This is a genomic window from Chitinophagales bacterium (assembly GCA_017303835.1).
Taxonomy (GTDB): domain Bacteria; phylum Bacteroidota; class Bacteroidia; order Chitinophagales; family Chitinophagaceae; genus JAFLBI01.
Genome location: JAFLBI010000001.1, coordinates 1 through 13,048, shown reverse-complemented (window position 1 = coordinate 13,048; position 13,048 = coordinate 1). Strand labels below are relative to the sequence as shown.

Genomic DNA, 13,048 nt, shown 5'->3' with positions numbered 1-13,048 from the left:
TAACCCCGAAAATTCGGGGTTATTACTATTGGTTATAATCAATTTAAAATTCAGTTTTCAACTCCAGGTATTTCAGGAATTCTGACTTTGTTTTTTCTTCCTTGAATTTACCGCCATAGAAGGCAGTGATAGTTGAAGACGTTACATCATTCACGCCACGACTGGCAACACACATATGCTTGGCATCCAATACTACTGCTACATCTTCTGTATTCAATGCGCGCTGCAATTCCTTACCAATCTGCATAGTGAGTCTTTCCTGCACTTGTGGACGCTTGGCAAAATATTGCACCAGTCTGTTCAGTTTGCTCAAACCAATCACTTGTCCGCTGCTGATATAAGCAACATGGGCTTTACCAAAAATGGGCACAAAATGGTGTTCGCAATTGCTATGGAAAGAAATGTCTTTCTCTACCAGCATCTGGTTGTACTTGTATTTGTTTTCAAACAAAGTAACCGATGGCTTATTCGCAGGATTCAAGCCGCTGAAGATTTCCTGTACATACATTTTAGCAACACGCTTGGGTGTGCCTTTCAGGCTATCATCAGTCAGATCCAAACCCATGATCTCCATGATGCTTCTGAAATGCTGTTCAATCTGTGCAATCTTATCTGCATCGCTCAGCTCAAATGCATCTGCACGCAAAGGTGTATCGTAAGAAGTACTCACGTGGTTTTCACCAATTTCATCAATGGTTACATCACTCAGTTCTACATAAGTAGGACCATGATGATGCCCGTTGTGGTGACCATTGTGATGACCGTTACCGTTATGCTGGGTATTCAACAAAGTTTCTTTCGGTTTCATATAATCTGATTTTGAGATCCAGTGCTGCGTCAATTTGCGGTCTCAGCAGGTCGTAGATCACCACAGCAATATTTTCTGCTGTAGGGTTAAGGTGTTTGAATGCGGTTGTGTCTTCGTTCAAGTTTTTGTGATCGAATAAATTCAATGCGTGTTCCCAGATCAGATCACTCAAAACCTTCATATCCATCACATAACCTGTCAGCGTATCGGGGTAACCGGTTACCTGCACGATCAGCTCATAATTATGCCCATGGTAATTGGGGTTATTGCATTTGCCAAATACAGCCGTGTTGGTTGCATCATCCCAGTTGGGATTGTGCAGACGGTGGGCTGCATTGAAATGCTCTTTCCTGAAAACAGCAACTTTTTTACGTTCCAAGTTCATTTGTTCAGACAATCCGGCCTGCCTGAACATGGTCCAGACAAAAAGGATGTTTATTTACTTATTAATACGTCAAGTGGTTCAGTTATCCGACTGCCTGGCACTGCGGCAAAAGTGAGTTGCTCAAGTGGCCCGGCATCATGAGAGCGAATAATCGGTAACAGAGCTTGATTCGGTATCAGCATCGAATACCATACCATGATGGTCATTCAAAGCTACATACGATGAAATTAACGAAATGGATTTGTTTTTGTTTAAAATCTTTTGGCAAGAAGTTAAACGTTTAACAAAAACGGCAGATTAGCAGACAATACTGTCACAATTACTCCCCGAAGTATTCCACGTAAATGCGGGGTGTTTCATAGAGTTTGATGCAATGCAGGGTAACAGCAGCGGGTAAATGGGGTCGTAACTCGTTCCAAATGCCCAGCACCAGATTTTCAGTGCTGCACATTTTACCGCGCATGAAATCCACGTCCAGATTGAGGTTTTTATGATCCAACTTTTTGATCACATGTTCCTGAATGAGCTTACTGAGCTTTTTTACGTCCATGAGGAAACCCGTATCCGGATCAGGATGGCCCTTCACCGTTACGTATAATTCAAAATTGTGCCCATGCCAGTTTTCATTGGCACAAACCCCGAATACTTCTTCGTTCTTCTCCTTGGTCCAGTTGGGGTTATAAAGTTTATGGGCGGCGTTAAAATGCTCCAGTCGCGTTAAATACAACATCTCAGCTCCTCAGATTTTGCGCAAAAGTAGGAAAAGACCTGCTATTTAGCAGGTTTGCCCTTCGGGCGATATTGCCGACATTTGTGCCCCATGCGAATCATCATTACTGCAGCCACTACGGGCGAATGGATGCCCGCTTTTGCCGAACTGGATAAACGTTTGGCCGAAAACAGCATCCGCTTTAAGCCGGTTTTTCACCAAAGCGGTGTAGGCATGCTGGCAAGTGCAGTATCGCTCACCCAGGCCATACTCACAGAAAAGCCTGATCTGGTGATACAGGTGGGTATTGCAGGCTGTTTTGATAGCAACTTGCCATTGGGCACAGTTGTGGTGGTGAACAATGAGCAATTAGGTGATACCGGTGTTCTGGAAGATGGAAAATGGAAAGACATCTTCGATCTGAAACTGGAAAAGAGCAGCTATCATCCCTATGAAAAGAGAAAACTGCCCAATCCCTGGCTCAAACAATACAACCTATTGCAATTGCCTGAAGTAGATGCCATCACCATTAACCGCATCACCACTGGCGCTGATGAGATTACGCGGCTTCAGAAAAAATATGCACCGGTTATCGAAAGCATGGAAGGCGCAGCATTGCATTATGTGTGCCGCGAAACAAAAACACCATTTCTGCAGTTGCGTGCAATCTCTAATTATATCGGTGAAAGAGATAAAAGCAAATGGCTGATTGGCGAATCCATTGCAACACTCAACCAAACCATTCTGCAGTTGTTGGAAAAACTGTACGACTTACCATAAACTTGATACTGTGCGATTGACCCTTGGCTTCTCCCCCTGCCCGAATGACACTTTCATCTTTGATGCATTGGTAAACGGCAAAATTGATACCGGTGCTTATCAGTTTGATGTAGTGTTGGAAGATGTACAAACCCTGAACGAATGGGCATTACAGGGCAAGTTGGCCATATCTAAAATCAGTTACGGTGTTTTGCCTTTGATTACTGAGCGCTATCAATTACTCAATGCAGGTGGTGCGCTGGGTAAAGGAGTTGGGCCATTATTGATTACCAAAAAACCTACTGCTCCGGAAGCAATCAATGAGATGTGTATTGCTATACCGGGACAAAACACTACAGCACACTTACTGTTTTCATTGGCTTATCCCAATGCAGGAAACAAAGTATTCAAAGTCTTTCATGAAATTGAATCTGCTGTATTAAATGGTGAAGTAGAGGCCGGTGTGATCATTCATGAAAACAGATTCACTTACGCGCAGAAAGGCTTGTATAAAGTGATGGATTTAGGTGATCATTGGGAGCAGGTAACGGGTTCACCAATACCATTGGGTGGGATTGTAGTGCGTAAAGACATTGACACAACAATCGCGAAAGATTTGGATGCATTGATTACTGCAAGTGTTGATTATGCGTACAAACATCACTATGCTGCTCTAGCAGATTATGTTGTTTGTCACGCCCAAGAAATGGAACCCGCGGTGATGCGCCAGCACATTGATCTGTATGTAAACGATTATTCGCGTTCGCTTGGTGCAAAGGGACAAGCAGCTGTGCAAACCTTATTACAAGTATATCAGCAACAACATCCTGCGAATACACTTTCGAATGATGTTTTTCTTACGAAGCTTTAACGCTTTTCAGTACTGAGCCATAGACTTCCAATGCACGTTTTCTAGCTGCATCATGTGGCACAATGGGCTTGGGATAGTTAAATGTATTGAGCTCAGGTACCCAGTGTTGGGTATACTTGAGTTGCTTATCGAATTTTTCTGTCTGCAAACTAGGATTGAACACTCGGAAATAAGGTGCTGCATCGCAACCAGAACCTGCGGCCCATTGCCAGCCACCATTATTCGCAGCATAATCAAAATCGAGCAGCTTAGCAGCAAAATAGGCTTCACCCAATCGCCAATCTATCAGTAAATGCTTGGTTAAGAAAGAAGCCACAATCATGCGCACACGATTGTGCATAAAGCCAGTTGCATTCAACTCACGCATACCTGCATCCACAATGGGATAACCGGTTTTGCCTGCACACCATGCTGCAAAGTCTTTTTCATCATTGCGCCAAGGAATCAAATCGTATTCCGAGCGAAAGGCTTTGCCCACACGCACATGCGGAAAATGCCAAAGGATCATGTGGTAAAAATCACGCCAGATCAATTCGTTCAAAAAAGTCTGGTTCAATTGCATGGCATTTTTGGCGAGGTCGCGGATACTGATGGTGCCAAAACGCAAATGCACACCTAGTCTGGATGTGCCGTTGATGGCAGGGTAATCGCGCTGCTCGCTATAATGTTTGATAATCAGTTCATCAGGTGTTGCAGCAGGAAAAGCCTGACCGATTTCCTGAAAGCCCATGGATGCCAAACTAGGCAGGGCTTTAGCAGGCTGTTTCAGAAATTGACTGAACAATTTTTCTGTTGGATAAGACTGCAGCTTGTCTTCCGTTAGACAAGCACGCCATTTTCTGCTATAAGGTGTGAAGACCGTATAGGGTTTGCCATCGTCTTTCAATACCTCGCCTTTCTCTTGCAGCACATGATCTTTGAATGTGTGAAAGCCAATACCTTTTTCTTGGAGCATTGACGCAATGCGTGCATCGCGATCGATGGCGTATTGCTCATAATCATGATTGGTATAAACAGTTTGAACGGTATAGTTGCTAAGCAGGTCAGCAAATACTTTTTCAGGTATTCCATAATGCACTTCCATCGTGCTGCCCATTTCCACCAATTGCTGTTGCATCTGCTGCAAAGCCAAATGAATGAACTCTACGCGACGATCGGCTTTGTCCTCCAGTTTATCTAGAATATGTTGATCGAAAATAAAGATGGGCAATACAGGCGCACCGCTTTTCAATGCGTGGTACAAAGCGGCATTATCGTGTAAACGCAGATCCCTTCTAAACCAAATGATGCTAACAGCCTGCATGGAAAATTTTTGATGATAACAATGGCCTTTCGGAAAAGTTCATCGCCACAATGGCGATATAAAATCTTGAAACAATTCCTGCAAACGATGTACACTGTATTGTGTGTTGCCACATGACCTAGCCCAGCGGATGCCGTGGATACTATTGGTGAAGAATAAGCCATCTGCCTGTTCCAGCATCTCCAAAGAAATACTGTTGGTTTCTACAGGCAGTCCTGCTTGTTGAAATTGTTCCAACAGGTAACGACGCATTACGCCATCCACAGCGCCTTCAGATAAAGCTGGTGTTTTCAATACACCGCCCTGCATGATCCATACATTGTGAATGGTGGCATCTGCAAGATTGCCTGATGGATTCATCAGAATGGCTTCATTCAATTGTTGCTGTTTCACCCACAAAGCAGCCATAGCATAAGGCAAATAATTGTTGTGTTTAAGCGATGAAAAACTATCTACTGCTTTCACTGCATCTCGATAGATATCGGTCACCAAACCATTTTCATTCCAGGCTTGCTGAGCCGGTTGTAAACTCCAGGTCTGTATCAAACAATGCGGAAAATGATTCACCGGATCATACAAACCACCATCACCGCGGAAAACCATCAAGCGAATTCTCGCTAATTTTTGCTGTTGGTTCTTCTCTACCAATTTGATCACCCAATCTTCCAAATACTCAGCCGTAAAATAACCGGGTAGATCAAATTGCAGCCTATGCAATGTTGTAAACAATCGTTCCATGTGGAATTTCGACAAGACCAGTTTTCCCTTTACCACTTTCATCGTTTCAAAACAGCCATCCCCATAACGAAAAGAGCGGTTGTTCACTGAAACACTAGCTTTATCAGCCTTCAATAATTGACCATCAAGGAAAACAAATGCGCCTGCAGACATTTCACAAAGATAGATGCTAATTTAGCCGTTCAAGAGTCCATCATGAAAATAGCCGAACTCATTCGCGAATTAGAAGCACAAGCCCCACCGGCATTACAGGAATCTTACGACAATGTAGGATTGATTACAGGTGATGCAAGCTGGGATTGCACAGGTGTGTTATGCACATTGGATGCTACTGAAGCGGTGATGCTGGAAGCAAAAGAAAAAGGCTGCAATCTGGTGGTTGCCCACCACCCCATTGTATTTGGTGGCTTGAAAAAAATCAACGGTAAGAACTATGTAGAGCGCGCCGTGATCGCTGCTATCAAAAATGATATCGCTATTTATGCCATCCATACCAATCTGGACAATGTGCTCCATGGCGTCAATGCCATGATGGCCGATAAGCTGGGCTTGATCAATAGAAAAATTCTCGCACCAAAGGGCGGGCAGTTACGCAAACTCAGTGTTTTTGTGCCCCACGCACAAACCGAAGCAGTACAATCGGCCCTTTTTGCAGCAGGCGCCGGCCATATTGGTCAGTACAGCGAATGCAGTTTTACAAGCCCTGGTACTGGAAGCTTTAAGGCTGGTGAAGGCACCAATCCCTTTGTAGGAGAACAAGACAAGCGCCACTTGGAACCTGAAAATAAGGTGGAAGTAATCTACCCTGTTTGGTTGGAGGGCAGGATTATCGCTGCCATGAAACAGGCACACCCCTACGAGGAAGTGGCCTACGATATCTACCCCTTAAACAATGATTATCAAGAAGTTGGCAGCGGATTGATTGGCCAGTTACCAGAACCTATGACGGCGGAAGGCTTTCTATCCATGCTCAAGACCAGCTTTGGACTGGAGGTCATTCGCCACACCCAAATACCCCAAAAGACATTGACAACCATTGCTTTATGTGGGGGCGCCGGTAGCTTTCTAACCAAAGCCGCTATTGCAGCAGGTGCGGATGCCTATGTAACGGCTGATATCAAGTACCATGAGTTTTTTGATGCGGAAAACAAGCTGCTTTTGGCAGATATTGGGCATTGGGAATCAGAACAGTATACAATCGATTTGCTGGTGTACATTTTACAGGCTAAATTCCCTACCTTTGCCGTCCTCCAATCAAGAGTAAGAACCAATCCGGTTTATTACTACAGTTGAGGAATCCATTCAAATCTATCTCAATTTATGGCCACAGTGAAAGACTTCTCTGTTGAGGAAAAACTGGTAAACCTCCTTCGTTTACAAAAGATTGACAGCAAACTGGATGAGTTTCAGATTCTCAAAGGTGAATTACCGCTGGAAGTAAAAGATCTGGAAGATGAATTGCTGGGTCTGCAAAGCAGATTAACCCGTGTTGAAGAAGAGATCAACGGTATCACACAGTATATCGAGGAAAGAAAAAATGCCATCAAGGAATCTGAGGCATTGGTGCAGAAGTATGAAAAGCAAAGCACTGATGTAAAGAATAACCGCGAGTTCGAAGCCATCAACAAAGAGATGGAAATGCAGCAGCTGGAAATCAAACTGGCTGAAAAGCACATCCGTGATGCGAACGAAGAACTAGCTGAAAAAGTAAAAGTGCTGGAAGCCGCTAAGAAAACCATCGCTACCAAAGAAGGTGTACTCAACCACAAGAAGAGTGAACTGGAAAAAATTATTGCTGACACCGAGAAAGAAGAAAAGCATTTCGGTGAAATGAGCAATAATGCGCGTGGTGCTATTGACGAGCGTCTGCTGTACAGCTACGACAGAATCCGCAAGAGCTACCGCAATGGTTTGGCTGTAGTACCTGTTGAGCGTGATGCTTGTGGTGGTTGTTTTAACTCTATTCCGCCTCAGCGTCAGAGCGAAATTCGTTTACACAAGAAGATTATTGTTTGCGAAAACTGCGGTCGTATTCTGGTTGACAGCGATCTGAACGACAGTGTAGAAGCAAAATAATTGATAAGTATTTCATCTAAAGGGCAACCAATGGTTGCCCTTTCTTATTTTAGGGCGATGAAAAAACTCTTGCTGGTGGTAGCCATACTGATCAGTCTTTGTACAAAGGCTGAAAAAGTATATGATTTTGATGCCACCTGTCAGCAAGCTTATCAGGAAATTTTTTCGCTGCGAATCAACAATGGATTACAACTAATCAGAAAAGCCAAGCAGGAAAAGCCGGATAACCTGATCCCAGTTTTACTGGAGAACTATGCCGACTTCTTTGTCCTATTTCTAAATGAGGATCCTAACTATTATCAACAACACAAAGCGCTTATCAGCAAAAGGCTGGATCTAATTGAAGAAGGTCCGGATAACCACGCTTTTCATCGAATAGCACAAGCAGCCATGTATCTGCAGCGAGCAGCTATTCAGGTTAGGTTCGGCGCCATGCGCAGTGCCGGTTTTGATGGATGGAAAGCATATCGTTTATTGAAAGAGAATGAAGATAAATTCCCGGGCTTTCCACCTAATGATTTATTGTATGGAAGCATGCAGGCTGTAGCCGGAACCATCCCAAAAGGTTACCAATGGTTGGCTGGCATCTTTGGCATCAAAGGCAATCTGCAAAAGGGCTTACAAAGAGTATCCAATTTTGCCAATGGGAATGGATTCTGGCAGAAGCTGATGCAGAACGATGCGGCATTCATTTATTGCTATCTGCAGTTCTATATCGGCAATAATAAGGATGCCGCTTTCCAATTTATGCAATCGAAAAATCTGGATCTGGTTCATACGCAAGTCTTCACTTTTATGGCGGCCAATCTTGCAATCCAGCATAAAAGAAATGATTACGCCCTATCTGTTGTACAGAACAGAGACAAATCAACACAATACTTCGCTACATCAATCTGGGATTTCCAATTAGGCTTTATTCATTTACACAAACTCAATCTGTCAGAAGCTGCTAAATACTTTGAAACATATTTAGCAAACTTCAAAGGCAATTTTTATCGAAAGGATGTTTTACTCAAACTGAGCTGGTGTTATTATTTGCAAGGCAAACAACAACTCGCAGAACAAACTAAGCAACTCGTCCTAAGTAAGGGCAGTACAGATAGTGATGCAGATAAACAAGCTGTACGAGAAGCAAAACAAGCTTGGCCCAATCCATTACTCTTAAAAGCCAGAATACTGAATGATGGTGGTTACCACAAAGAAGCACTTGCATTGATGGCCGGCAAAAGCAGTAATGATTTTACCTCCACAACGGAGAAACTGGAATTCATCTACCGATATGCACGTATTCTCGATGATTTGGAACAAGATGATCAAGCCATCAAGTATTATGGAATGGTTATCGATATGGGCAGAAACAGACCTGAATATTTTGCAGCTAGAGCGGCCCTGCAAACCGGTATGATATACGAGAAAAAGGGGCAAAAAGACAAAGCCATCAGCGCTTATGAGGAATGCTTAAGCATGGAAGGCCATAGTTATAAGAATTCATTGGATCAGCGCGCAAAAGCTGGTATTGCCCGTTGCAAAAAAACTAATGATTAAAGCATTCAGTTCAACCATGCTTTTCAGTATTTTGCTGTCAGAACATGCTTCGTAAACTTCACATACAGAATTATGCCATCATAGAGGAACTGGGGATAGATTTTTCGGTTGCCCTCAATATCATCACCGGCGAAACCGGTGCGGGTAAAAGTATTCTGATGGGCGCACTCAGCTTGATTTTGGGTGAGCGCGCTGACACCAGTGTGTTATTGAATAATAGCAAGAAATGTGTGATTGAGGGTTTTTTTGAAGTAAGCCAGAACGAAGCTGTTAACCTGTTTCTGAAAGAACAGGATATTGATGCGGACTTAGAACTGGTTTTACGCAGAGAGATTGCACCTAATGGTAAGACGAGGGCCTTCATCAACGATACGCCGGTAACCTTACAACAGCTAAAGCAATTGGCCAGCCTTTTGGTTGATCTGCATCAGCAGTTTGATACACTGGAATTAGGCGAAGCAGATTTTCAAAGAGAAGTCTTGGATGCTTTAGCAAGTAATCAAGCTTTGTTAAAACAATACCGCGATCTCTTTCATGCTTTGCAAAACACACGCCAGCATTTAGCTGATTTGAAAGCACAACAACAGCAATTCCAAAAGGAGAAAGACTATCATCAGTTTTTGTTTGATGAGTTGGACGAAATACGTCTGCAACCAAACGAACTAGAAAACATAGAACAAGAGTTGCAATTACTCAGCAATGCAGAAAATATTAAAACTGCATTAGGTCAGGTAACTAATGTGCTGAGCAATAGCGATACCCCTTTGGTACAGCAACTCAAACAACTCGTGCATCAACTCCAAGCTTACCGCGAACTACATACGCAATTACCTGAACTCATTAGCCGACTACAAGCTAGCCAGATTGAATTACAGGATATCGCTGATGAGCTTGATTCCATCAATGATTCTGTACACATGGATGAGCAGCGTATGCAAGTTATCAATGATCGTATGGCTGCAGGATATAAGCTGCTGAAGAAACACCAGGTACAAACCACTGAAGAATTACTCAATATTCAGCAAAACTTATCAGATAAACTGCAAGCAGTATTGGCAATTGATGATGAAATCAACGCTGCAGAAAAAGAAGCTGCAAGATTACTTGCTGCCGCAACTGAATTAGCAAAACAACTCACCAAGCAGCGTCAGTCGGTTGTAAAGAATTTTGTATCAGAAGTCAATACCAGACTGCATCAGGTTGGTATGCCCAATGCAGCTATTCAAGTGAATATCACGCCAACTGATTTACAGGAAGACGGGGCAGATAATATTGCATACTTGTTCGATGCAAATAAAAGCGGACGTTTTGAATCCATCCGTAAAGTGGCGAGTGGTGGAGAATTAAGCAGGCTGATGTTGTGTATTAAATCATTGGTAGCAGCACATATCGACTTACCTACCATGATCTTCGATGAAATCGATACAGGCATATCGGGAGAAGCGGCCAAGCAGGTAGGCATGATCATGAAGCAGATGGCAGCCAAAAGACAAATTATCTGTATCACACATCAGCCGCAGATTGCAGGTAAAGCCCATGCCCATTTCTTTGTGTACAAAGCCGCTGAGGGCGATCGCATCAAAACCAATATTCGCTTATTGACTGAAGACGAGCGCATTACCACCATTGCCCAAATGCTCAGCGGAGAAAAACCAACTGCTGCCGCATTGGCCAATGCCCGTGAAATGATCATGAACTGATTCTCGTTTTGAAGTTTTACATTTACGTTTCATAATTGAATACCATGAGTCAAAACCTCTTGAAAGGAAAGAAAGGCATCATTTTCGGTGCACTCAATGATCAGTCCATTGCCTGGAAAACAGCAGAGATCTGCTACCAGCAAGGCGCACAGATTGTATTAACCAATGCGCCTATCGCTTTGCGTATGGGCGAGATCAATAAATTGGCTGAAGCCTGTGGCAATGCACCGGTAATTGGTGCAGATGTTACGAATATGGACGACCTGAAAAATCTCTTTGAAAAGTCCATGGAACATTTCGGTGGCACCATCGATTTTGTATTACATAGCGTGGGTATGAGTATGAATATCCGCAAGGGCAATATGTACACCGGACTGAACCATGATTTCCAGCATAAGACATTTGATATTTCAGCCATGAGCTTGCATCGTGTATGCCAGGTAGCTTATGAACTGGATGCGATGAGTGAGTGGGGCAGTATTGTAGCCTTAACCTATATCGCTGCACAGCGCGTATTTCCTGATTACAATGAAATGGCTGATGCGAAAGCTTTGCTGGAAAGCATTGCACGCAGCTTTGGTTACCACTATGGCGTGAAGAAAAAAGTACGTATCAATACCATTTCTCAATCGCCCACCAGAACTACTGCCGGTAGCGGCGTGAAGGGTTTTGATGGTTTCATCAATTATGCGGAGAAAATGAGTCCGCTGGGTAATGCTTCTGCAGAAGATTGCGCCAATTATTGTGCGGTTATGTTCAGCGATATGACCAGAATGGTTACCATGCAGAACCTATTCCATGATGGAGGCTTCAGCTTTACCGGTGTTACTCAGGCGGTAATTGAACAAATGGAAAAATAAATCATTCATCTCAGGCTGGCTTTGCCAGCCTTTTTAATTAGACAACTATGGAAGTTCCAATGTGGGTCAATTTTATCGGGCATTTCGGTGCTTTTCTGAGTGCCATCACTTTCATTCCACAAGTATGGCAGGCTTGGAAAACTAAGAGTGTAAAAGACCTTAGTCTGGGTATGCTATTGATTGTGTTTACCAGCGTAATCGTTTGGCTGGTTTATGGTATCTATCTGATGCTTTGGCCGGTGATTATTGCCAATGGTGTGATATTCTTTTTGAGTTTGATCTTACTCTATTTCAAATTCACTTTTAAGAACTAGTCACGATCCTATACAAATTACAAAAGCCTGTCTTCGGACGGGCTTTTTCATTTTCTACAGTAGTTTCAATTTGTAATTAATCAGTTACGAGCAAAAAAGCCATCCCGTAAGTACGGGAAGGCTTTCAATAAATATGTCGGCGGACCCTGTCCCGACTCTTCGGGATATTCTCACAAGTCTTATAACTTTTTATACACTTCTAGAAAACCTTCAATGCTCAGTTATAGGCAAAAAAAAGCCATCCCGTAAGTACGGGAAGGCTTTCAATAAATATGGCGGCGGACCCTGTCCCGACTCTTCGGGATATTCTCACAAGTCTTATAACTTTTTATACGCTTCTAGAAAACCTTTTAATGCTCAGTTATAAGCAAAAAAAAACCTCAACACAAGTTGAGGCTTTCAATAAATATGGCGGCTACCTACTCTCCCAGGTCAAGGACCAAGTACCATCGGCCATGAGGGACTTAACTACTCTGTTCGGAATGGGAAGAGGTGAACACCCTCGGCAAAACCACCATAAGAAGGTTGAGCTATGCTCGAATATTGTCATATTGGGAAAGCTATCATCAAAAGCTATTCGGAAAAACCGAAGTAAAAAATAAAGCATACGGGTAATTAGTACTACTCGACTAACGTGTTACCACATTTACATCTATAGCCTATCAACGTCATCGTCTTTGACGACCCTTAAAAGTAAACTCATCTCGTGGAAGGTTTCACGCTTAGATGCTTTCAGCGTTTATCCTGGCCGTACATAGCTACTCTGCATTGCACCTGGCGGCACAACAGATACACCAGCGGTACGTACGCTCCGGTCCTCTCGTACTAAGAGCATGTCCACTCAATTTACTAGCGCCCACCACAGATAGGGACCGAACTGTCTTGCGACGTTCTGAACCCAGTTCACGTGCCACTTTAATCGGCGAACAGCCGAACCCTTGGGACCTTCTCCAGCCCCAGGATGTGACGAACCGACATCG

The 13,048-nt window shown here is 43.4% G+C and carries 13 protein-coding genes and 2 rRNA genes; 8 read left to right on the top strand and 7 right to left on the bottom strand.

The annotated features are described in order from the left end of the window. Positions 1-43: 43 nt before the first annotated feature. From folE to J0L83_00065, 3 genes are all read right to left on the bottom strand, one after another. A complete protein-coding gene (gene folE / locus J0L83_00075) occupies positions 44-808 on the bottom strand; it encodes a GTP cyclohydrolase I FolE (GenBank protein ID MBN8662941.1) in 765 nt (254 codons plus the stop codon). Beyond that, positions 771-1,193 carry a 6-carboxytetrahydropterin synthase gene (locus J0L83_00070; GenBank protein MBN8662940.1) on the bottom strand — a complete coding sequence of 141 codons (423 nt, stop codon included), beginning with the start codon at positions 1,191-1,193 and terminating at the stop codon, positions 771-773. Before J0L83_00070 ends, folE begins: the two co-directional genes overlap by 38 nt. 319 nt (positions 1,194-1,512) lie before the next feature. Continuing rightward, complete coding sequence (locus J0L83_00065; protein ID MBN8662939.1) at positions 1,513-1,923, bottom strand: 6-carboxytetrahydropterin synthase; 411 nt, start codon at positions 1,921-1,923, stop codon at positions 1,513-1,515. A 90-nt stretch (positions 1,924-2,013) separates the two neighbouring features. Here J0L83_00065 and mqnB point away from each other — a divergent pair, with 90 nt between their 5' ends. Then, on the top strand, positions 2,014-2,682 hold the full coding sequence (gene mqnB, locus J0L83_00060) for a futalosine hydrolase (GenBank protein MBN8662938.1): 669 nt from the start codon (positions 2,014-2,016) through the stop codon (positions 2,680-2,682). A gap of 10 nt (positions 2,683-2,692) precedes the next feature. Then, positions 2,693-3,532 carry a 1,4-dihydroxy-6-naphthoate synthase gene (locus J0L83_00055; GenBank protein ID MBN8662937.1) on the top strand — a complete coding sequence of 280 codons (840 nt, stop codon included), beginning with the start codon at positions 2,693-2,695 and terminating at the stop codon, positions 3,530-3,532. Here J0L83_00055 and J0L83_00050 read toward each other — a convergent pair. After that, positions 3,519-4,835: a deoxyribodipyrimidine photo-lyase gene (locus tag J0L83_00050; protein MBN8662936.1), complete on the bottom strand. Its 1,317-nt coding sequence runs from the start codon at positions 4,833-4,835 to the stop codon at positions 3,519-3,521. The two genes, J0L83_00055 and J0L83_00050, sit on opposite strands and share 14 nt — an antisense overlap. 39 nt (positions 4,836-4,874) lie before the next feature. Continuing rightward, positions 4,875-5,726: an aminotransferase class IV gene (locus tag J0L83_00045; GenBank protein ID MBN8662935.1), complete on the bottom strand. Its 852-nt coding sequence runs from the start codon at positions 5,724-5,726 to the stop codon at positions 4,875-4,877. 42 nt (positions 5,727-5,768) lie between these two features. Between J0L83_00045 and J0L83_00040 the strand changes: the two genes are divergently transcribed. Genes J0L83_00040 through J0L83_00015 form a run of 6 tightly spaced genes read left to right on the top strand, consistent with a single transcriptional unit; the run spans position 5,769 to position 12,068 of the window. Beyond that, on the top strand, positions 5,769-6,866 hold the full coding sequence (locus J0L83_00040; GenBank protein ID MBN8662934.1) for a Nif3-like dinuclear metal center hexameric protein: 1,098 nt from the start codon (positions 5,769-5,771) through the stop codon (positions 6,864-6,866). A 27-nt stretch (positions 6,867-6,893) separates the two neighbouring features. After that, a complete protein-coding gene (locus J0L83_00035; GenBank protein ID MBN8662933.1) occupies positions 6,894-7,649 on the top strand; it encodes a hypothetical protein in 756 nt (251 codons plus the stop codon). 57 nt (positions 7,650-7,706) lie between these two features. Then, positions 7,707-9,194 carry a tetratricopeptide repeat protein gene (locus J0L83_00030; GenBank protein ID MBN8662932.1) on the top strand — a complete coding sequence of 496 codons (1,488 nt, stop codon included), beginning with the start codon at positions 7,707-7,709 and terminating at the stop codon, positions 9,192-9,194. A 44-nt stretch (positions 9,195-9,238) separates the two neighbouring features. Continuing rightward, on the top strand, positions 9,239-10,894 hold the full coding sequence (gene recN / locus J0L83_00025) for a DNA repair protein RecN (protein ID MBN8662931.1): 1,656 nt from the start codon (positions 9,239-9,241) through the stop codon (positions 10,892-10,894). Positions 10,895-10,938: 44 nt separating this feature from the next. Beyond that, positions 10,939-11,754 (top strand): SDR family oxidoreductase, encoded by an 816-nt coding sequence (locus J0L83_00020; protein MBN8662930.1) that lies wholly within the window; start codon positions 10,939-10,941, stop codon positions 11,752-11,754. A gap of 47 nt (positions 11,755-11,801) precedes the next feature. Continuing rightward, positions 11,802-12,068 (top strand): SemiSWEET transporter, encoded by a 267-nt coding sequence (locus J0L83_00015; protein ID MBN8662929.1) that lies wholly within the window; start codon positions 11,802-11,804, stop codon positions 12,066-12,068. A 406-nt stretch (positions 12,069-12,474) separates the two neighbouring features. Here the strand turns inward: J0L83_00015 and rrf are convergent. Together rrf and J0L83_00005 are read right to left on the bottom strand one after the other, a co-directional pair. Next, positions 12,475-12,587, bottom strand: a 5S ribosomal RNA gene (gene rrf / locus J0L83_00010). A gap of 75 nt (positions 12,588-12,662) precedes the next feature. Then, positions 12,663-13,048: ribosomal RNA gene (locus tag J0L83_00005) — 23S ribosomal RNA — on the bottom strand; the annotation flags it as partial.

What these genes read in the sequence shown, in the direction of transcription:
- mqnB (MBN8662938.1), top strand. Translation starts at nt 2,014, where the DNA reads ATGCGAATCATCATTACTGCAGCCACTACGGGCGAATGGATGCCCGCT.
- J0L83_00045 (MBN8662935.1), bottom strand. Translation starts at nt 5,726, where the DNA reads ATGTCTGCAGGCGCATTTGTTTTCCTTGATGGTCAATTATTGAAGGCT.
- folE (MBN8662941.1), bottom strand. Translation starts at nt 808, where the DNA reads ATGAAACCGAAAGAAACTTTGTTGAATACCCAGCATAACGGTAACGGT.
- J0L83_00040 (MBN8662934.1), top strand. Translation starts at nt 5,769, where the DNA reads ATGAAAATAGCCGAACTCATTCGCGAATTAGAAGCACAAGCCCCACCG.
- J0L83_00015 (MBN8662929.1), top strand. Translation starts at nt 11,802, where the DNA reads ATGGAAGTTCCAATGTGGGTCAATTTTATCGGGCATTTCGGTGCTTTT.
- J0L83_00050 (MBN8662936.1), bottom strand. Translation starts at nt 4,835, where the DNA reads ATGCAGGCTGTTAGCATCATTTGGTTTAGAAGGGATCTGCGTTTACAC.
- J0L83_00035 (MBN8662933.1), top strand. Translation starts at nt 6,894, where the DNA reads ATGGCCACAGTGAAAGACTTCTCTGTTGAGGAAAAACTGGTAAACCTC.
- recN (MBN8662931.1), top strand. Translation starts at nt 9,239, where the DNA reads ATGCTTCGTAAACTTCACATACAGAATTATGCCATCATAGAGGAACTG.
- J0L83_00070 (MBN8662940.1), bottom strand. Translation starts at nt 1,193, where the DNA reads ATGAACTTGGAACGTAAAAAAGTTGCTGTTTTCAGGAAAGAGCATTTC.
- J0L83_00020 (MBN8662930.1), top strand. Translation starts at nt 10,939, where the DNA reads ATGAGTCAAAACCTCTTGAAAGGAAAGAAAGGCATCATTTTCGGTGCA.
- J0L83_00030 (MBN8662932.1), top strand. Translation starts at nt 7,707, where the DNA reads ATGAAAAAACTCTTGCTGGTGGTAGCCATACTGATCAGTCTTTGTACA.
- J0L83_00065 (MBN8662939.1), bottom strand. Translation starts at nt 1,923, where the DNA reads ATGTTGTATTTAACGCGACTGGAGCATTTTAACGCCGCCCATAAACTT.